This window comes from Ruegeria sp. K5, assembly GCF_056531805.1.
In genome coordinates, this window is record NZ_JBQFML010000003.1 from 149,661 (window position 1) to 168,723 (window position 19,063).

A 19,063-nucleotide genomic window follows, 5' to 3' on the forward strand; every position below is an offset into this window, starting at 1 on the left:
AGGAGAATTTGATGATGCAGAAATTCTGGTCCGTAGTCCTTGTTTCGGGCCTCGCGAGTGGTGCGGCGGCACATGAAGTGACCGTCGACAATTGCGGAGAACCACTGGTGTTCGACGGCACGCCCGAGCGGATTGTCGTGCACGACATGAACATGACCGACATGGCCTTTGCGCTGGGTTTGCAGGACAAGATTGTCGGCCTGACCGGCATTACCGGCTGGTACAAGACCAGCCCGGATTTCGATGCAAAACGCGGTGACATCCCGGAACTGGCGCCCAAATACCCCACCGTCGAAAATCTGGTCGCGGTCGAGCCGGATATGTTCTTTGCCGGTTGGTATTACGGCATGCAGCCGGGTGGCGAAGTCACCCCCGACACGCTGGAACCCTTTGGCATCAAAACCATGGTCCTGACCGAAAGCTGCGTTCACCTGAACAAGGACCGCCCCGAAGCCAGCATGGACCTTCTGTTCGATGACGTGCTGCGTCTGGGCAAGGTGATGCATGTGGAAGACAAGGCCGAAGCGTTGGTTTCGGGCTGGAAAGACCAGCTGGCGGCCATCGAATCCAAAACCGCAGACCTGCCGAAACCCCGCGTCTTCCTGCTGGACGGTCCCGCCGATGCGCCCTTTACCGCCGGTAAATTCGCCATTCCAGACGCCATGATCGAGGCTGCGGGCGGTGTCAGCGTCACCCATGACATGGACACCAGCTGGGGTCGCACCTCATGGGAAGCAGTGGCCGCCGCAAACCCCGAATTTCTGGTCCTACTGGACTATCAGACCGGGAACGGTGCCGAGGACACGTTCAAGTTTCTGCAGGAGCATCCGGCCATGTCCCTGACCGATGCCGTCAAGAACGAACGCTGGATCGGTCTGCGCTATGAAGAGCTGACACCGGGACCGGCAAATATCGACGCCATCGAAAAGATGGTTTCGGCCATGCACCCGGAGCTCAACTAAAATGGCTCAAACGGGGCGTGCGGTCCTGCTGGGGGCGGTCATTCTGACCGCCCTTTTGCTGCTGTCCGTTGTCTATGGCACGACATCCATTCCTGTCGCAGACGTAGGCACAGCGATCATGCTGGGCACCGGATTGACCGAAGGCGAGATGTCCCCCCTGCATCGGATCGTGTTCGACCTGCGCCTGCCCCGCGCCCTATTCGCGGCGGTCATTGGCGCTGGTCTGGGTGTGGTCGGCGTGGTGCTGCAAACCACCACGCGCAACGATCTGGCCGACCCGTTTCTGTTTGGCCTGTCTTCGGGCGCAGCCGCCGGGGCGGTTCTGGTCATCACGGTAACCGGGGACGTGCTTGGCATCTGGACCCTGCCGCTTGCTGCCTTCTGTGGCGGCTTGATCGCGTCAGGCATCGTTCTCGCGCTGGTTCAGGGCTTGCGCACAAGCGCGCCGGAAAAGCTGATCCTTGCAGGGCTTGCGGTCTCGTTCCTGTTTTCTGCCATCACCAACTATCTGATTTTTTCCGGCGACAGTCGTGCCGCGCATTCGGTGATCTTCTGGATGCTGGGCGGTCTTGGCCTCGCGCGGTGGGAGACCTTTCCCCTTGTCCTGATCGGGCTTGCGATGATCCTGGGCTATTCACTCTACCGCAGCCGCTGGCTGGACGCGCTGCTGACCGGGGATTTCACTGCTGCTACGCTGGGTATCCCGGTTCAGGGCCTGAGGTTTCGGATGTTCTTTGTTGCGGCTCTGGCCACGGCAAGCTTTGTCTCGGTCGCGGGCGTCATTGGCTTTGTCGGCCTGATGGTCCCTCACATCGCCCGAGGCATTGCCGGAACACTGCACCGCAATCTGTTGGTAACCTCGGCCATCGTGGGTGCGATCCTGCTGACGCTCTCCGACATCCTGTCGCGCTTGCTGCTGGCCCCGCAGGAACTTCCCGTCGGCATCGTCACCACATCCATCGGATCACTGTTCGTCTTCCTGTACCTGTTCAAATCCGCCCGCAACGACTAAGCCTAGTGCGTGCCGCGTGGCACGAAATAGGGATCGACCATGATCGTCTCGCTGGTTTTGGCGGGATCGGCCAGCCTGCGTTCCAGCAGCGCAATGACCTGATCGACAGCCTCAGCAATCGGGTTGTTGACCGTGCTCAGGTTGAAGATCGGCCATCTGGCCATTTCGATGTCGTCGAACCCGACCAGCGACAGCGCGTTTGGAACGTCCAGACCCATCTCGCGCGCCGCTGTCAGCGCCCCGATTGCGCTGGCATCATTGGCGCAGATCAGCGCGTCCAGCCTGTGCTGTCCCAGCAAGGTCAGCGCGATGTCCCGCCCGGTCTCGACCGTGAAATCTCCGGTCTCTTCCGCCACCAGTCCAAGGCCCGCGCGTTCCAGCACCTCGATCACACCCGCCCTGCGCTCGGCCGAGGATGAGAAACTGGGCGCGCCACCCAGAAATCCAAACCGTGTCCGACCTTTCCGGATCAACGCCTCAGTCGCAAGTCGCGTGCCTTGGGCATTGCGGCAGCACACGTTGTCGACCCCTGGCGCCTGCACAATGCGCCCGGCAGAAATCATCGGCACGCCCAGCTTGCTGCATCGTTTGACCAGCGCCTGAGGCATACTGCCCCCGCGAAGGATCAAAGCATCCAGCGGATAGCGCAAAACCTGCTCGATCGCGTCTTCTGCACGCTGATCCCCACCGTCGATGAGAATCGGCCATTTGTTCAAAGCGTTCAGTTTACCGACCAAAGCACGCACAAATTCGGAATCAAAATCGCTGCGCATATTGCCGACAAACACCGCCACAAGGTGCGAGCGTCCGTCCTTCAGACCGGCGGCCAAAGCGTTTGGCTGATAGCCCATACGCTCGGCCATATCTTCGATTATTTTTCTTTTATTTTCATCAAGATATGCGCCGGGTGTAAAGGCGCGGGAAACGGCCGATCGAGACACCCCAGCCGCGTCCGCGACGGCCTGCGCAGTGACCCTGCGGCGCCTTTCGGCGGGTTTGTCACGATCCTGAACCACGCTCAACCTGTCCTTCGATTTGGTGGAATTTGTCAATATTGCTAGAAATCTTTCACCGAACTGTCATACGTTAACACTATGTGGGCACGTGTGCAGATTCCAGACGCGTCCATGATGCAGGTCGGAGGCTGCGCGCATCAAACGCCGCAGGGGAGCCTGCACAATAACCTGGCACAAATTTGCCACCGGTCCCTTAGCTGCAAGGGGCCGACACCGAACCGGAGGATCGAAATGACCAAACTGAAGTTTTGCGCAACGGCTGCCGCACTCGCGTTCACCGCGACCACAGTCTTTGCAGAAACCGAAATCACCTGGTGGCACGCACATGGCGGGCAATTGGGCGAGACCGTCAACAAGGTGGCCGAGAAATTCAACGCGTCGCAGGACGAATACACAATCACTCCGATCTACAAAGGCAGCTACGAAGAGACGCTGACCGCTGGTATCGCGGCCTTCCGCGCCGGTGAGCAGCCGAACATCATGCAGGTCTTTGACGCGGGCGCTGCAACCGTGATCGCCGCCAAGGGCGCAACCGTTCCGGTACAGGACCTGCTGGCCGAAAACGGTGTCGAGTTCGACATCAACGACTACATCGCCGGTGTGCGTTATTTCTATGCCGACAGCGATGGCAAGATGATCGGGATGCCCTTCAACTCGTCGACCCCGATTCTGTACTACAACGTCGACGCGCTGGAAGCCGCTGGCGTGACCCCGCCGAAGACATGGGAAGAATTCCAGTCGACCACCGCCCCGGCGTTGAAAGAGGCGGGCTATATCCCGCTCAGCCAGTCGCACCTGCCCTGGATCTTCACCGAGAACTTCATGTCGCGCCACAACCTGCCGTTTGCGACCAACAACAACGGCTATGACGGCATGGATACCGAGATTCTGGTGAACAACGACGCGATCAAGGCGCACTTCACCGCCGTGACCGAGTGGAAGGACAATGGCCTGTTCGAGTGGTACGGCACCGGTTGGGGTGACAACGCCAAGCCGTTTGAAGAGGGCAAAGTTGCCATGTGGCTGGGCTCGTCCGGTTCGTTCGGTGGCCTGTTGCAGAAAAATCTGGGCTTTGAATTCAGCGCGGTTGAACTGCCCTATTGGGAAGCCGTGACGCCCGAGCCGACCCAGACCTTCATCGGTGGTGCCGCCCTGTTCGCGATGGCCGGCAAATCGGACGAAGAAAACAAGGCAACTGCCGAGTTCTTCCGTTTCCTGACCGCGCCTGAAACCCAGTATTTCTGGCATCAGGAAACCGGCTATGTGCCGATCACCGAGGCCGCCTATGACGTTGCCAAGAAAGACGGCCATTATGAGCGTTTCCCGGCAGCCGAAGTCGGTGTGAACCAGTTGCAGGCCAAAGCCGGTGACAACACCAAAGGCTATCGCATGGGCTTCTACGTGCAGATCCGCGATATCATGAACCGCGAATATGGCCGTATCCTGACTGGTGAAACCGACGTGGACACCGCGTTCCAGAACATCGAAGACGAAGCCAACGAATTGCTGGCCCGCTTCGCAAAAACCCAGGGCTAAACCCCGGGATCACCCCCAAGATGGTCGCGCCTTCGGGCGCGGCCATCCCCCATTTTCGCAACTGGACGGGTCATGAAACGCGCGGGCTTCGACACTATCTGGCTTCCTGTGGCATTGCTGCTGCCACAGCTGATGATCATCGCAATCTTCTTCTACTGGCCTGCGGGTTGGGCGTTGCAATCGTCCTTCTTTCTGCAGGACCCGTTTGGCTTCGGTTCGACCTTTGTAGGGGCGGATAACTACACCTCGTTGCTGGGTAACGATCAGTACAAGCGCATCGCGTGGTTCACGATTGTCTTCTCGGTCCTGGTCACATTCTTTTCGCTGTCCATCGCCCTGCTGCTGGCGGTCAAGGCCGACAAGGTGATCCGGGGTGCCAAATCCTATCGCACGCTTCTGATGTGGGTCTACGCCATCGCGCCACCGGTCGCAGGGTTTCTGGGCATCCTGTTCTTTGACCAAAGCACCGGCCCGATGACCAAGTTCTTCCAGATGTTTGGCTGGGATTTCAAACTGGGCGTCGACTACAACGCCACCGCAACCGCGATGATCATCGTGGCTGTCTGGAAACAGATCCCGGTCAATTTCATCTTCTTCCTGTCCGGCCTGCAATCCATCCCGCGTTCGGTCCGCGAGGCGGCGATGATCGACAACCGCTCGGCCACCGGTCGCTTCTGGCAGGTGACCTTTCCACTGCTGGCCCCGACCGCCTTCTTCCTGCTGATCATCAACATCACCTACGCACTGTTCGACACGTTCGGCATCATCGATGCGCTTATGAAGGGTGAGCCGGGGAACAACCCGATGACGCTGGTCTATAAGGTCTATCTGGACGGGTTCCGGGGCAATGACCTTGGCGGCTCATCCGCGCAATCCGTTGTCCTGATGGTTCTTGTTCTGATCCTGACCGTCTTTCAGTTCCGGCTGGTTGAACGCCGGATCCACTATACGTGATGGGGGCGCAAAATGGCTGACACAACCCTTGAGACAACCCAAACCACCCGCCGCCCCCGCAAGATCAAATGGAGCGCGGTTGGCGATCACACCGTCCTGATCCTGGGCTCGCTGCTGATGATGCTGCCGCCGTTGCTGGCGCTGACCACGGCCAGCCATGATGCGGTGACCATCCACCGGCAGGGCATTCAACTGGGCCTTGGCGACGATCTCGGCAAGAACTTCAACGCCGCCATGTTCGAAAAAGGCGGCTTTACCCAAACCGTCGATGGCACGCTGATGCTGATGAATTCGTTCATCCTTGGCATTGGCTTTGCGGTGGGCAAGATCATCATCTCGATGATGGCCGCTTATGCCATTGTCTATTTCCGCCTGCGTTTTGCCACGCTGGCCTTCTGGATCATCTTCACCACGCTACTGCTGCCGCTTGAGGTGCGGATTCTGCCCTCATACGAAGCGATCCAGAAACTGGGCCTGACGAACACCTATACCGGCCTGATCGTCCCACTGATCGCGTCCGCTACAGGCACGTTCTTCTTCCGGCAGTTCTTTATGTCCGTGCCCGAGGAACTGGCCGAGGCCGCCCGAATCGATGGCGCAGGGCCGTGGAAGTTCTTCATCGACATCCTCGTCCCGCTCAGCCGGACGATGATTGCGGCGATCTTCATCATCATGTTCGTCTTTGGCTGGAACCAGTATCTGTGGCCGACACTGATCACCACGGATGAAAGCTTCTTCACGCTGGTCCGGGGCATCAAGCAGATCGTGCTGACCTATACCGACAGTCAGATCCCCGAACATGGGCAGGCCTTGGCGCTGGCGATCGTTGCGATGATCCCGCCGGTGGCTATCGTCATCTTCTTCCAGAATTGGTTCGTCAAGGGCCTCACAGAATCCGATAAATAAGGAAATACGCGCATGGCTCAGGTCTCGTTAGAGGGCATCCGCAAGGTCTATCCCAACGGCTTTCAGGCCGTTGAGACTACCAATTTCACCATTCAGGACGGCGAGTTTGTCGTTCTGGTCGGCCCCTCGGGCTGTGGCAAGTCCACGCTTCTGCGGATGATCGCGGGGCTGGAGGATATCACCGAAGGCACGCTGAAAATCGGCGACCGGGTGGTGAACGATGTGGACCCAGCGGATCGCGACATTGCGATGGTGTTCCAGAACTACGCTTTGTATCCGCATATGACCGTGCGGAAGAATATCGGCTACGGGCTGAAGAACCGGGGCACGCCTGCCTCCGAGATCGCGGCCAAGGTCGAAGACGCGGCAAAGATGCTGAACCTGACCGAGTATCTGGATCGCAAACCGGCGCAACTGTCGGGCGGTCAGCGGCAGCGCGTTGCCATGGGCCGCGCGGTCGTGCGCGATCCGGCGCTGTTCCTATTTGATGAACCTCTGTCAAACCTGGACGCCAAACTGCGCAACCAGATGCGGATCGAGATCAAGGCCCTGCAACGCCGCCTTGGTACCACGGCGGTTTACGTGACCCACGATCAGGTCGAGGCGATGACCATGGCCGACCGCATCATCGTCCTGAACGCAGGCAAGATCGAACAGATCGGCACCCCGTCCGAAATTTATCACAACCCGGCCTCGACCTTTGTGGCCTCTTTCATGGGCGCGCCGCCAATGAACCTGATCGAGGCGCAAGTGGATCAGGGTCAGGTGCGGATCAATGGCTATGACGGGATCATGACTGCCCCGGCCTCGGCCAATGGCCCTGTGACGCTGGGCATCCGGCCCGAAGATATTGAACTGGACGGGCAGGGCTCGGTTCCGTTTCAGGTCGACATCCTGGAAGAACTGGGCGCGCACCGACTGCTGCACGGTCAGTTGGGCGGGCAGCCCTTTACCGTTCTGGTCAGCAAGGACCACGATGCACAGACGGGTGAGACACATATCACCCTGAAACCCGACGCGCTGCGTCTGTTTGATGTGGAAACGGGAAAAGTCATTTGATTACAGACGTTTTGGACGCCCTGCCCGCTGTGACAGCGGATCAGCGGGCGCGCATCCTGTCGGCACCCCGCACGGCTGCCGCGCATCGCGAATTGCTGGGTGACATACCCGCGATGAACGCATTGCAAATTGGCGGTCAGGCAACCGCCACGCGTTTGCCGGCACAATTCAATGTCGCGGCATGGAATGTGGAACGGTGCCTCTTCCCCGAGGCGACTGCCGCCCATCTGCGCCCGATCCGACCGGACATTGTTTTGCTGTCCGAGGTCGATCACGGCATGGCCCGCACCTCGCAACGGCACACGACCGAAGCCATGGCCGAGGCCTTGGGCATGGTCTATGCCTTTGGTGTCGAGTTCCACGAACTGGACCTTGGCGGCCCGACCGAACGCAGTTTTTGCAAAGACGACTTCAATACGCTGGGTTGGCATGGCAACGCCATTCTGTCCTCGGTTCCGTTCCAGCGCACGGCCCTGATCCGTCTGGACGATCACGGCCATTGGTTTTCCTGCGACGAAGGGGCTGCCGACCCGGATCAGCCGCGAGTCGGGGGCCGTATGGCACTCGCCGCCATCGTGCCGACGGAAAACGGACCAATCTGTGTGATCTCGACCCATCTGGAAAGCAATGCGGATGCTGCGCACCGGCACACCCAGTTCGTTCTTCTGCTGGATGCAATCGACAGGTTTGCGCCGGGCCTGCCGGTTCTGATCGGCGGCGACCTGAACACCGGCAACCACCTGCCCCCGGATTTCAACTGGCAGGACGAAAGCCTGTTCAGCTTGGCCGAAACGCACGGATACGACTGGGGTTTCACGATCGATGGCCCCACCACTCGGCCCAGCCTGATCACCCCGCACCCGCAGCGGGTGATGAAGTTAGATTGGCTCGCAGGCCGGGATCTGAGCTGCATCGACAAAGGGCTGCTGACATCAATCTCGGATGAGGGCACGCCGCTGTCCGATCATGACTGCGTCTGGTGTCGCGCCAGCCTTTAGACGATTTGGACAAAGGCCGGGTTAACCCCCGGTCTTTTCCCGTACTACTACTGCGCCGTCCAAACCCTGACTGTTCGACAGCAATTCCTGCACAAGCGGATTGGGGAATCGCCGCTTGAACGTGACTGCGTGAAAGTTCTCTTTGATGCGCGGATGCTCTTGCGCCTCGATCAACCGGCCCGAGGACAACTCATCCCGCACCACAATCGGGGCCACAAGGGCCAACCCAATATCTTCACGTGCCAGCAGGCGCATCATCGCCATGTCATCCACTTCGGCCACCACCTGCGGACGAACGGACATCCGGCTGGCCATTGCGTCAAAAGCGGTGCGCACACTGTTTTTGCTGGTCGGCAGGATGAAGGGTTGTTCTTCGAGCAGCGCCTTGATGGGGCGCTTGGGATCCAGCCGCGCCGGGGTGCCGACAATGCTGACCGGTTGTTCCGCCAGATGATGGGTGACGAAACTGGTCAGGCTGTCACTGGCCGGTTCGTGGTTCATCAGGACCAGATCGAAATTCAGTGTCTCAAGCCCCTCAAGCAACTCACTGGGGCTGCCGGAACGCAAGATGACCTCGACATCCGTACGGGCCAGAATGGGCCGCAGAAACCCGATCTGAAAGTTGCGTGACAAGGTCGACTGTGCGCCGACACGCAGCGCCTGCCTGGCGTTTCCGGCATCCTGCAACGTTGCCACAAGCTCTTGCCCTGCCGCAAAAATTGCGTCCGCGTGGTCCAGGGCGATGTGCCCGGCCTCGGTCAGGTGCAGTTTGCGCCCGCGCCGTTCGAACAGCGGGTGACCCAGCCTCTCCTCCAGCTCTTTGATCTGAACCGAAAGCGCCGATTGCGACAGGTTCAGTCGCTGGGCTGTTCGGGTCAGGTTCCCATCATGGGCAACGGCCCAGAAATAGCGCAGGTGATGATAGTTCAACGGCATATCGTTCTATTTAAATGAACGAAAACCTCAGAACAATGAATTTTTCATTGGGCTGCACGCGCAATATGTCCTGCGAAACGGGCCGAGTCAGCCCATGACCAAAAGGGACGCGCAAAATGCTTCATCTGTTTCTTCCATTGTTAAGCCCGCTGATTCTGCTGGCATCGGCGTATTACGCCAGTCGCCATCCGGGGTTGCGGCCGGGCAATGTCGCGAAACTGTCCGAATGGGCCGCCCTGGCCGCCTTTGCGGTGGCTGCTATCTCGGCGCTGCTGCTGGTGACGCAGGGTTCCGGCACATCGCCGCTGATTGGCTTTTTGGGCCTGGGGTTATCAGTGCGACTGGATGCAGTCAGCGCCATCATGCTGGTGCTGGTCAGCTTTATCGGCTGGATCGTGTTGCGTTACTCAGCCACTTATATGGACGGTGAAGCACGGCAAGGTGCGTTCACCGGCTGGATGTCTGCCACGCTCGCGGCTGTCCTGCTGTTGGTGATGTCGGGCAATCTGGTCCAACTGTTGGCGGCTTGGATCGCGACCAGCCTGATGTTGCACCAGTTGCTTTTGTTTTATCCAGAACGCACCACCGCTCGACGTGCTGCTCGTAAAAAGGCCGTGGTGGCGCGGATCAGCGAAGGCGCGCTGGCCGTTGCGGTCGTACTGCTGCTTGCCAGCTACGGCACCACTGACATTGCGACGATCCTGTCTTCGGCCCAAGGAAACGCCCTGACCATCGTCGCGGCCTTGCTGATCGCGTTGGCTGCGGTCATGGCCTCGGCCCAGTTCCCGATCCATGGCTGGCTGACCGAAGTAATGGAGGCCCCGACCCCGGTATCCGCCCTGTTGCATGCAGGTGTCATCAATGCCGGTGGCTTCCTGCTGATCCGCTTCGCGGACGTCATGCTGGTCGCCCCGGGGATCATGGCAATGCTGGTTATGCTGGGCGGGTTCACCGCGCTGTTCGGCGGGTTGGTCATGCTGACGCAACCGGCTGTGAAAACCTCGCTGGCGTGGTCCACCATCGCGCAGATGGCCTTCATGATCATGCAGTGCGGTCTGGCGCTGTTCCCGCTGGCCCTGCTGCATATCGTGGCGCACTCACTGTACAAGGCGCACGCCTTTCTCAGCGCGGGTGAGGCCGTGCGGAACGTGGCCGCAATTCGCCGCCCCGGCCCGGTTGCGGTGCCAAGCGCACGGAATGTGGTGCTGGCCTTTGCCACGGGCATCCTGATCTACGGCATCGTGGCGGCGGTGTTTGGCATCGACGGCAAGTCGGTCCAGGCCATTGCACTTGGCGTCATCCTGATCTTCGGTGTCGCTTACCTGCTGGCGCAGGGTTTTGCAGATGCAGCGCCCGGAGCACTGACCCGTCGCACGGTGATCTACGCCAGCGTCACCTCGGTCAGCTACTTCGTGCTGCAAATCATCGCGCAAAAACTGACCGCAGGTACCCTGCCCGCGACCCCGGTTCCGGGACCGTTGGAATGGGCGCTGATCATCCTCGCCCTGATCAGCTTTGGCGCGGTCGCGCTGGCGCAATCCACCTTCCCGCTTTGGGCCTCGCATCCTGCTGCGGCGGGCATCCGGGTGCATTTGTCGAACGGGCTTTATGCCAATGCAATCTTTGACCGGCTGTTGGACGGATGGTCCAAGCGGCAGACTGTGTAAGAGGGGTTCCCAAGATGTATATGAAGCACGAAAGCTATCCCGCAGCCCTTTTGGAACTGGTCGCACTGGCCAATGACGCGGCCCGTCAGATCCCGCCTCTGTTTCCCTTGTCCTCGAATGTCGCGGTGAACCCGTTTCTTGGGCAAACCAACGAGCCTTTGGCCGTAACCGCGGCCCGGCTTGGCCGGGTTGCGGGAACGCGGATCATGCCGGATCGCACGGCGTTTGCAGAAAAGTTGAACGCCGGAGAGATCACCGAGGGTGATCTGCTTGAAGCACTGGCCCATATCGACAGCCCGTTTGACACACCGTCGCCAGAGGATTTGGCAGCAGCGCTTGAAACCCAGGCGGCCCATCCCGCACCTCTGCCCACTGTCGCTGATCTGGCCGCAGAAGTTTCGGGGATCGACTGGCCCGGCCTGATTGACGAACGGATCGGAGCCTGGGCCGCCAGCCACTTTGATCAGGGTCAGGCGCTGTGGCAGGCCAACCGCACCGGCGGGGCCCATATTGCCTGGCGTGAATTTGCCACACGTGATCTGACGCTCGAGATACACGGCCTGAAAGGCTTTGGCGCTTTTGTTGCCGGTACCAACCGCTCGCAATGGCGGGCGATTGGCCGGGCGTCCGAGGCGCTGGGGGTGACGCCCAAGGCCGCTGGAACCGCCTTCCACCGCTGGCTGATGACGCTGGGCGGATGGGCGCAATATGCGCGCTATCTGCTGTGGCAGGCTGAACTTGAAGGCAAGACCGACACAACCACGACCGAGTTGCTGGCCATCCGCATGGTGTTTGAAGAGGCGCTGTTCGACCTTTATCGCGATCAGATTGCCGAACGCTGGGCCGAGACCGTCGCGCAACATGAAACTCCGGTTACACCATCCCGCGATATGGTGATCGACGCGGTGCTGCAGGATGCCGCTGAACGCGCGCAACAACGCCAGCTGGGACAGTCGCTTGCCAAGCGGCAGCCGCGCAAGTTCGCGGGCCGCCCGATGGTTCAGGCCGCGTTCTGCATCGACGTCCGGTCAGAGGTCTTTCGCCGCGCACTGGAAGCGCAGGGCGAAGGGATCGAAACCCTCGGTTTCGCAGGCTTCTTCGGCCTCGCCAGCGCCCACAAGGCGGCGGGTTCGGATGTCACCGAACTGCGGGGTCCCGTGCTGCTGAACCCCGGTGTCCGCTCGCATGCGGCTGAGGATACGCAGGCAGACCTCAACCGCCGCTACTCTGCGCGGGCCAAGCGCGCCTGGGGCCGGTTTAAGCTGGCCGCGGTGTCCTCTTTTGCCTTTGTCGAGGCGACGGGGCCGGTCTATGCCGGAAAGCTGCTGCGGGATGCGCTGGGGAAAGGGCATGGAGGGGCTACGTTCGATCCTGCACCCAAGCTGGATCCATCAATTGACCTGCCCACACGGATCGCATCGGCAAAAGCCATCCTTGGTGCCATGTCCCTGACCAGCAACTTTGGCCACATCGTCATGCTGGCCGGTCATGGCGCGGATGTGACCAACAACCCGCATGAAAGCGCTTTGCAATGCGGCGCGTGCGGCGGCCATGCCGGAGATGTCAGCGCCCGCCTTCTGGCAGGTCTTTTGAACGATCCAGCCGTGCGCAACGGGCTGCGCGAAGAAGGGATCGACATCCCCAGGGACACGCTGTTCCTGGCCGCCATGCACCACACGACAACGGATGAGGTGACACTGTTCGATCAGGACCAGTCGACCGGCCAATGGGCGCAGAATATCGCGCAACTGAAGATGTGGCTGCAATCGGCAGGGCGGCTAGCCCGAACCGAACGCTCAACACGTCTGCCTCGGGCCCGAGGGGCCCGCGATATCGCCCGCCGCGCCACAGACTGGGCCGAGTTGCGCCCCGAATGGGGTCTGGCCGGATGCCGGGCCTTCATCGCCGCACCCCGGTCCCGGACGGATGGAACCGGCCTGTCAGGTCAAACCTTCCTGCACAGCTATGACTGGCGGGACGATACCGGGTTTGGCGTGTTGGAACTGATCATGACCGCCCCGGTCGTGGTCGCAAGCTGGATCAGCCTGCAATATTATGGCTCGACCGTTGCGCCGACCCTGTTCGGCGGCGGCAACAAGCTGCTGCACAACGTGGTAGGAGGCATCGGCGTGGTCGAAGGCAATGGCGGTGCGCTGCGCCCCGGCCTGCCTTGGCAATCGGTGCATGATGGCGAAACCTATCAGCACGACCCGCTGCGCCTGTCGGTGGTCATCGAAGCCCCGCGTGAAGCAATGAACGACATCCTGAGACGCCATCAAAGCGTCAAAGAGCTGTTCGACAACCGCTGGCTGCACCTGATCGCCATGGACGAAAACGGCGATCTTGCCTGGCGCTACACGAAAGACCTTGAATGGGTCCCTATGGTGAAGTCCGAGATCAGCGAAAACGCCATCGCAGCGGAATAACCGCATCGCATGAAAGGCCCGGCGTGTTTCCCCGCCGGGCCTTGTGCTTTACAGCGCCGCTTTAAAAAGCTGGGTCAGGTTTTCCCTGGTCAGTTTGATCGGATTGCCGCCACAGGACGGATCAATGATCGCACCTTCGACCAGTTCCGGGATCGCCGCCTCGGTCACACCCAGTTCGGACAACGTGCGTGGGATGCCGAGCGAGTCGTTGAATTCCTGCACAAAGTCCCTGAACCCGTCGAACCCGCCTTCGATGCCCAGATAGGCTGCAGCCGACTGGAACCGGTCAGCAATGGCAGGGGCATTGAACTCCAGAACGCTGGGCATGCAGACGGCGTTGGTGGTCCCGTGATGGGTGTTGAAATGCGCGCCGATCGGGTGACTCATGGCGTGAATCGCACCCAGACCCTTCTGAAATGCGGTCGCGCCCATGGCTGCCGCACTCATCATCTGGGCGCGGGCTTCGATATCGGTTCCATCGGCATAGGCACGCGGCAAGTAGTCCTTGACCAGCCGCATACCCTCTAGCGCGATACCCTGAGACATCGGGTGGTAGTGCGGGCTGGAATAGGCCTCGACACAATGGGCAAAGGCATCCAGACCGGTGCCTGCTGTGATGAACTTGGGCATCCCCACGGTCAGTTCCGGGTCGCAGATCACCACCGTGGGCAGCACTTTGGGGTGGAAGATGATCTTCTTCAAATGGGTTTCGGAATTGGTGATGACGCTGGCGCGGCCCACTTCGGACCCGGTTCCGGCGGTGGTCGGTACCGCAATGATCGGCGCAATCACGTCGGCATTGGCGCGGGCCCACCAGTCGCCAATATCTTCGAAATCCCAGACGGGCCGCGTCTGACCGGCCATGAAGGCCACCATCTTGCCCAGATCCAGCCCCGAGCCGCCGCCGAACGCAATCACCCCGTCATGGCCGCCCGCGTTATAGGCCGCGACCCCCGCATCAAGGTTCTTTTCATTTGGGTTCGGATCCACATCCGCAAACAACCCGCGCCCCAGACCGGCGGCCTCCATGATATCCAGCGTTGCGACGATAATCGGCAGATCTGCCAACCCCTTGTCGGTGACCAGCAGAGGGCGCTTCATCCCGGCCGCCGCGCAGGCCTCGGGCAATTCCCGGATGCGGCCAGCACCGAATTTTATCGCGGTCGGGTAGGACCAGTTTCCAACAAGGCTCATGATGTCACCTTCTTCAGATGGTAGGATTTGGGGCGGGTCAGGTTGTGATAGCCGATAACCGAAAGGCCACCGCCCCGCCCGGTATTCTTGCAGCCGGTCCAGCACAGGCCGGGATCCAGATAATCGGCCCGGTTCATGAACACGGTACCAGTCTCGATCTGGTCCCCTACCCGCGCCGCGCGATCCACGTCGCGGGTCCAGAGGCTGGCGGTCAGGCCGAACTCACTGTCATTCATCAGCGCGATCGCTTCTTCGTCGCCGGACACTTTCATGATGCCCACCACGGGACCAAAGCTTTCATCCCGCATCACCCGCATATCGTGGGTCACATTGGTCAGGATCTGAGGGCTCAGATAGGCCCCGCCATCATCTTCGGCGAAAGTGTCAATATGGGCCACAGCGCCATCGGCCACGGCCTCGGCAATCTGCTCCCGCACTTCATCGGCAAAGCGCACATTGGCCATCGGACCCAGAGCGGTCTCGCTGTCCAGCGGATTGCCCAGCTTACAGCCCTTTACGATCTCAACCGCCTTGGCGACAAAATCATCATAAAGACTCTCATGCACGTAAATCCGCTCGATCCCGCAACAGCACTGGCCCGAATTGAACATCGCCCCGTCAATCAGTGTATCGACCGCCGCATCCAGATCGGCATCCTCCATGACATAGCCGGGGTCCTTGCCGCCCAGTTCTGTCCCGACGCCGGTGAATGTCCCCGCCGCCGCGCGCTCCATCGCCTGACCGCCACCGACCGAGCCGGTGAAGTTCACAAAATCAAACGCATTGCCTGAGATCAGATCATTGGTCACGTCATGGCTCAGAAACACGTTCTGGAACACATCCTCGGGCACACCCGCCGCATGGAAGGCCCGCGCCATGCGCTCACCCACCAACAGGGTCTGCGTCGCATGTTTCAGGATCACCGTATTGCCTGCGATCAACGCCGGAGCGACCGTGTTGATCGCGGTCATGTAAGGGTAGTTCCAGGGCGCCACCACAAACACCACCCCATGCGGAATGCGCTTGATATACCGCCTGAACGTCTCATCCTCGCCCACCGCGATATCCGCCAGCGCGCCTTCAGCGATCTCGGCCATATGGCTCGCACGTTCGTTGAACCCGCCAAACTCACCGCCATAGCGCACCGGTCGGCCCATCATATGCGCAAGCTCAGGTACGATCTCATCATTCATCTCGCCCACAGCGGCCACGCCTGCCATCACCAAATCAATCCGCTCCTGCAACGGTCGCGCAGCCCAGCCAGCCTGCGCCGCCCGTGCCCGGCCAGCAACCTCAAACGCCGCCTCCGGCGACAGCACCTCGCGTTCCGCAAAAACCGACCCATCAATCGGCGAGACACATCGCAACATCTGCCCCATATCCACTCCATCTACCAGAAACGCAGGGTCCCCTGCTTCTTCTGTTCAAAAATACCTCGGGGAGCGCGAGGGGCTGGCCCCTCGCTCCTGCCCTTTACGCCCGCTCAAACCCGCGCGCAATTTCCCAATCGGTCACCACACGCTCGAACTCTTCGATCTCAACCTCAGCCGCGCGCGCATAGTGATCCACCACCTCATCCCCCATGGCAGCCCGCAACATGGCCGACCCATGCAACGCATCCCGCGCCGCGCGCAGGTTGCCCGGGATCATGCCCGTATCGCCCTGATAGACGTCACCTGCGGCAGGCGACTGTAACTCCAAACCTTCCTCGATCCCTGCAATCCCGGCGGCCAGCATCCCGGCCATCGCCAGATAGGGGTTCATGTCCGAGCCCGGTATCCGGCACTCCACCCGCACCGCCTTGGTGCCATCGCCGCACAGGCGGAACCCGGCGGTGCGGTTGTCCACCGACCAGATGATCCGCGTCGGCGCAAAGCTCCCCTTCATGAACCGCTTGTAGCTGTTGATGTAAGGCGCCATGAAATAAGTGTAATCGGCGGCGTATTTCAAAAGACCCGCCATGTAGCTTTTCATCAGCGCCGACATACCCAAGGCATCCGACTGGTCATAAAACGCAGGCTGCCCATCCTTCCACAGCGACTGATGCACATGCGAAGAACTGCCCACCTTTTCATGATGCCATTTCGGCAGGAAGGTCGCTGCGTGCCCATGCTGCCACGCGATCTCTTTCACTGCATTTTTGGCAATCGAGTGATATTCCGCTGTCGCCATCGCCGGTGCGTATTTGATGTTCAACTCTTCCTGCCCGGTCTCGGCCTCACCTTTCGAGTTCTCGACTGGAATGCCTGCATCCCACAAATGGTTGCGGATCGGGCGCATCACATGCTCTTCCTTGGTGGTCTGAAGGATGTGGTAATCTTCGTTATAGCCCGAGATCGGCTCCAGATCGCGGAAACCTTCCTTGCGGATCTGGTCAAAACTCTTTTCGAACAGGAAAAACTCCAGTTCGGTCGCGCACATCGCCTCATAGCCCATGGCTTTCAGGCGGTTCACCTGTTTCTTCAGGATCGAACGCGGCGCGTGCGGCACCTCTTCATGCGTATGATGATCCAGCACATCGCACATAACCATTGCGGTGCCCTCAAGCCACGGCACCGGGCGCAGCGTGCTCAGGTCCGGCTTCATGACATAATCGCCATAGCCCCGCTCCCAACTGGTCGAGGCGTAGCCGTCCGGTGTGCCCATCTCAAGATCGGTCGCCAGCAGGTAATTGCAGCAATGGGTCTCTTCCCACGCGCCCGCAACAAAGTGGCCCGCATGGAACCGCTTGCCCATCAGTCGGCCCTGCATATCGACCATGCAGACCAGAACCGTATCCACTTCGCCTGCAGCGACCTGCGTCTTGAGATGTTCGAAGGTAAGTGTTGCGGTCAAGATGCGTCCTCCCTGAGTTCCTGAATGGCGGGTCTGAGCAGCGCCAGTATTTCATCCGCCACCGTGGCAACCTGTTGATCCGAACGCAACAGATCGTTGCGCACTTCGATCATGACATTCGCCAGTCCCCGGCTGATCGCGTGCAGGCGCAGGGAATGGGTCACGCCGTCCAACGGCCCATAGGGCTCGTTCCGCTCGATCCGGCGGCTCGAGACCTGATCCACGTGATCCAGCATCAGATCGACCAGACGGCTGTCCTCATCATGCAGCAAGCCGATTTCGACGGCGCGGGGTTGGCCGAAATAGATGGGCGTAAATGAATGGACCGTAACCAGCACCGTATCAGGCCCGCGCGCGCCCAGAACCCGCGCGACGGCGTTGCAGAACGGATCATACACGGTTGTCGTGCGCAGCCTGCGCTGTTCGGGGCTCAGAGCAACATTGCCCGGCACCTCGATCAGCTCGGATTTCACCGGCATGGCACTGGCGGCTTCAGGCGGGCGGTTGCAGTCATAGACCAGCCTCGACACGGTCGAGGCCACAGCGGGCACATCCAGTGCCTGCGATAAACGCATTGTCAGGTCGCGCGCACCGGGATCCCAGGCAGCGTGACTTTCGCGATCCGCCTCGGCCAGTCCCAACCCTTCGTAATAAGGTGGGATAAACGCGCTGGCATGTTCGCACAGCAACACCACGCGCCCCGCCCCATCGGGGTTAATGATCTCAACAGTAGGGCGGCTTTTCAATTCTCGGCTCCATCGGTTAGGCGTTCAGCAGGCTCAAAAGCTCGGCGTGCAATTCGGGGGTTGCGGCTGAAACAACCGCCACGTCGGATTGCATGGTCAGGGCCTGCCCCTTCCAATCGGTCATCACCCCGCCTGCCGCCTCGATCAGCGGGCAGAGTGCAAGGTAATCATAGGGTTGAAGCTCATAATCCACCACTGCATCCACATGCCCCGCAGCCAGCAGCGCATGAGGGTAGCAATCATACGCAAAGCGGCGGGTCTGCCCGGCCCGCATCAGACGGTCGAAGACCGACGGTTGATCGCGATATATCTTGTCGCCCTCATTCACATACAGGATCGCCTGTTCCAGACGTGTCACGTCCGAGGTCTGAATGGCCCGATCGTTCAGCGTGGCCCCGCTGCCACGCGCGCCCACAAAGGTTTCATTCATCGCAGGCATACCGACGATGCCAAGATGCGGCTGACCATCGACAAGATGCGCCAGCAGGAACCCGAACAGGGGATGCCCGGACAGGAACGAACGCGTGCCGTCAATCGGGTCAATCACCCACAGATGCCGCCCGTCACCGTCTTCCTTGCCGTGTTCTTCACCGAATATGCCGTGATCCGGGAAGTGCTGGCGCAGATAGGCCCGCACCTCGGCTTCCACGCCCCGATCGGCCTGGGTAACAGGGCTTTCATCCTGTTTGAATTCCACCCCCAGCGCGCCCCGGAAGTACCGCATCGCCGCCTGCGATGCGATATCCGAGATCGCCTTTGCGTGGTCTTCAAGCGCCATGGCATCCAGCATGTCAGGTTCCTTTTGACTGCATTCGG

General features: G+C 60.4%; 16 protein-coding genes. 9 read left to right on the plus strand and 7 right to left on the minus strand.

The window, feature by feature from the left end; translation table 11 throughout:
• Nucleotides 1-11: 11 nt before the first annotated feature.
• Nucleotides 12-962, plus strand: coding sequence for an ABC transporter substrate-binding protein (locus ACR0MO_RS11910; RefSeq protein WP_480708484.1), 951 nt, complete (start codon nucleotides 12-14; stop codon nucleotides 960-962).
• A gap of 1 nt (nucleotide 963) precedes the next feature.
• The gene (locus ACR0MO_RS11915) at nucleotides 964-1,974 is read left to right on the plus strand and encodes an iron ABC transporter permease (RefSeq protein ID WP_170453818.1); all 1,011 of its coding nucleotides are present in this window, start codon (nucleotides 964-966) and stop codon (nucleotides 1,972-1,974) included.
• A 2-nt stretch (nucleotides 1,975-1,976) separates the two neighbouring features.
• Here the strand turns inward: ACR0MO_RS11915 and ACR0MO_RS11920 are convergent, their stop codons facing one another.
• The gene (locus ACR0MO_RS11920) at nucleotides 1,977-2,990 is read right to left on the minus strand and encodes a LacI family DNA-binding transcriptional regulator (RefSeq protein ID WP_170622184.1); all 1,014 of its coding nucleotides are present in this window, start codon (nucleotides 2,988-2,990) and stop codon (nucleotides 1,977-1,979) included.
• Nucleotides 2,991-3,221: 231 nt separating this feature from the next.
• Between ACR0MO_RS11920 and ACR0MO_RS11925 the strand changes: the two genes are divergently transcribed.
• The 5 genes from ACR0MO_RS11925 (at nucleotide 3,222) to ACR0MO_RS11945 (ending at nucleotide 8,443) form a co-directional block, all read left to right on the plus strand.
• Nucleotides 3,222-4,526, plus strand: a complete 1,305-nt coding sequence (locus ACR0MO_RS11925) for an extracellular solute-binding protein (protein WP_170453820.1) — start codon at nucleotides 3,222-3,224, stop codon at nucleotides 4,524-4,526.
• Nucleotides 4,527-4,598: 72 nt separating this feature from the next.
• The gene (locus tag ACR0MO_RS11930) at nucleotides 4,599-5,480 is read left to right on the plus strand and encodes an ABC transporter permease subunit (RefSeq protein ID WP_170453821.1); all 882 of its coding nucleotides are present in this window, start codon (nucleotides 4,599-4,601) and stop codon (nucleotides 5,478-5,480) included.
• Between the two features lie 12 nt (nucleotides 5,481-5,492).
• On the plus strand, nucleotides 5,493-6,386 hold the full coding sequence (locus tag ACR0MO_RS11935) for an ABC transporter permease subunit (protein WP_170453822.1): 894 nt from the start codon (nucleotides 5,493-5,495) through the stop codon (nucleotides 6,384-6,386).
• Between the two features lie 12 nt (nucleotides 6,387-6,398).
• Nucleotides 6,399-7,445: a sn-glycerol-3-phosphate import ATP-binding protein UgpC gene (locus tag ACR0MO_RS11940; protein ID WP_170453824.1), complete on the plus strand. Its 1,047-nt coding sequence runs from the start codon at nucleotides 6,399-6,401 to the stop codon at nucleotides 7,443-7,445.
• A complete protein-coding gene (locus tag ACR0MO_RS11945) occupies nucleotides 7,442-8,443 on the plus strand; it encodes an endonuclease/exonuclease/phosphatase family protein (RefSeq protein WP_480626680.1) in 1,002 nt (333 codons plus the stop codon). Before ACR0MO_RS11940 ends, ACR0MO_RS11945 begins: the two co-directional genes overlap by 4 nt.
• A 21-nt stretch (nucleotides 8,444-8,464) precedes the next feature.
• Here the strand turns inward: ACR0MO_RS11945 and ACR0MO_RS11950 are convergent, their stop codons facing one another.
• The gene (locus tag ACR0MO_RS11950; RefSeq protein ID WP_170622185.1) at nucleotides 8,465-9,379 is read right to left on the minus strand and encodes a LysR family transcriptional regulator; all 915 of its coding nucleotides are present in this window, start codon (nucleotides 9,377-9,379) and stop codon (nucleotides 8,465-8,467) included.
• Nucleotides 9,380-9,495: 116 nt separating this feature from the next.
• Here ACR0MO_RS11950 and ACR0MO_RS11955 point away from each other — a divergent pair, with 116 nt between their 5' ends.
• Together ACR0MO_RS11955 and ACR0MO_RS11960 are read left to right on the plus strand one after the other, a co-directional pair.
• Nucleotides 9,496-11,046: a proton-conducting transporter transmembrane domain-containing protein gene (locus ACR0MO_RS11955; protein WP_170453828.1), complete on the plus strand. Its 1,551-nt coding sequence runs from the start codon at nucleotides 9,496-9,498 to the stop codon at nucleotides 11,044-11,046.
• 14 nt (nucleotides 11,047-11,060) lie between these two features.
• Complete coding sequence (locus ACR0MO_RS11960; RefSeq protein WP_170453829.1) at nucleotides 11,061-13,472, plus strand: DUF2309 domain-containing protein; 2,412 nt, start codon at nucleotides 11,061-11,063, stop codon at nucleotides 13,470-13,472.
• A 48-nt stretch (nucleotides 13,473-13,520) separates the two neighbouring features.
• Here ACR0MO_RS11960 and ACR0MO_RS11965 read toward each other — a convergent pair whose 3' ends face one another.
• The 5 genes from ACR0MO_RS11965 to ACR0MO_RS11985 form a co-directional block, all read right to left on the minus strand.
• Nucleotides 13,521-14,666: an iron-containing alcohol dehydrogenase gene (locus ACR0MO_RS11965; RefSeq protein ID WP_480891430.1), complete on the minus strand. Its 1,146-nt coding sequence runs from the start codon at nucleotides 14,664-14,666 to the stop codon at nucleotides 13,521-13,523.
• Nucleotides 14,663-16,045, minus strand: coding sequence for an aldehyde dehydrogenase family protein (locus ACR0MO_RS11970; protein WP_480891432.1), 1,383 nt, complete (start codon nucleotides 16,043-16,045; stop codon nucleotides 14,663-14,665). The genes ACR0MO_RS11965 and ACR0MO_RS11970 overlap by 4 nt, the downstream gene beginning before the upstream one ends.
• Before the next feature lie 94 nt (nucleotides 16,046-16,139).
• Nucleotides 16,140-17,501 carry a glutamine synthetase family protein gene (locus tag ACR0MO_RS11975; RefSeq protein WP_480891435.1) on the minus strand — a complete coding sequence of 454 codons (1,362 nt, stop codon included), beginning with the start codon at nucleotides 17,499-17,501 and terminating at the stop codon, nucleotides 16,140-16,142.
• Nucleotides 17,498-18,247, minus strand: a complete 750-nt coding sequence (locus tag ACR0MO_RS11980; RefSeq protein ID WP_480891438.1) for an N-formylglutamate amidohydrolase — start codon at nucleotides 18,245-18,247, stop codon at nucleotides 17,498-17,500. The genes ACR0MO_RS11975 and ACR0MO_RS11980 overlap by 4 nt, the downstream gene beginning before the upstream one ends.
• Nucleotides 18,248-18,263: 16 nt before the next feature.
• Complete coding sequence (locus ACR0MO_RS11985) at nucleotides 18,264-19,037, minus strand: inositol monophosphatase family protein (protein WP_480891441.1); 774 nt, start codon at nucleotides 19,035-19,037, stop codon at nucleotides 18,264-18,266.
• Nucleotides 19,038-19,063 lie beyond the last annotated feature (26 nt).

Coding starts and splice junctions, on each gene's coding strand:
- ACR0MO_RS11910 (WP_480708484.1), top strand. CDS start 12: ATGATGCAGAAATTCTGGTCCGTAGTCCTTGTTTCGGGCCTCGCGAGT.
- ACR0MO_RS11915 (WP_170453818.1), top strand. CDS start 964: ATGGCTCAAACGGGGCGTGCGGTCCTGCTGGGGGCGGTCATTCTGACC.
- ACR0MO_RS11925 (WP_170453820.1), top strand. CDS start 3,222: ATGACCAAACTGAAGTTTTGCGCAACGGCTGCCGCACTCGCGTTCACC.
- ACR0MO_RS11930 (WP_170453821.1), top strand. CDS start 4,599: ATGAAACGCGCGGGCTTCGACACTATCTGGCTTCCTGTGGCATTGCTG.
- ACR0MO_RS11935 (WP_170453822.1), top strand. CDS start 5,493: ATGGCTGACACAACCCTTGAGACAACCCAAACCACCCGCCGCCCCCGC.
- ACR0MO_RS11940 (WP_170453824.1), top strand. CDS start 6,399: ATGGCTCAGGTCTCGTTAGAGGGCATCCGCAAGGTCTATCCCAACGGC.
- ACR0MO_RS11950 (WP_170622185.1), bottom strand. CDS start 9,379: ATGCCGTTGAACTATCATCACCTGCGCTATTTCTGGGCCGTTGCCCAT.
- ACR0MO_RS11955 (WP_170453828.1), top strand. CDS start 9,496: ATGCTTCATCTGTTTCTTCCATTGTTAAGCCCGCTGATTCTGCTGGCA.
- ACR0MO_RS11960 (WP_170453829.1), top strand. CDS start 11,061: ATGTATATGAAGCACGAAAGCTATCCCGCAGCCCTTTTGGAACTGGTC.
- ACR0MO_RS11965 (WP_480891430.1), bottom strand. CDS start 14,666: ATGAGCCTTGTTGGAAACTGGTCCTACCCGACCGCGATAAAATTCGGT.
- ACR0MO_RS11970 (WP_480891432.1), bottom strand. CDS start 16,045: ATGGGGCAGATGTTGCGATGTGTCTCGCCGATTGATGGGTCGGTTTTT.
- ACR0MO_RS11985 (WP_480891441.1), bottom strand. CDS start 19,037: ATGCTGGATGCCATGGCGCTTGAAGACCACGCAAAGGCGATCTCGGAT.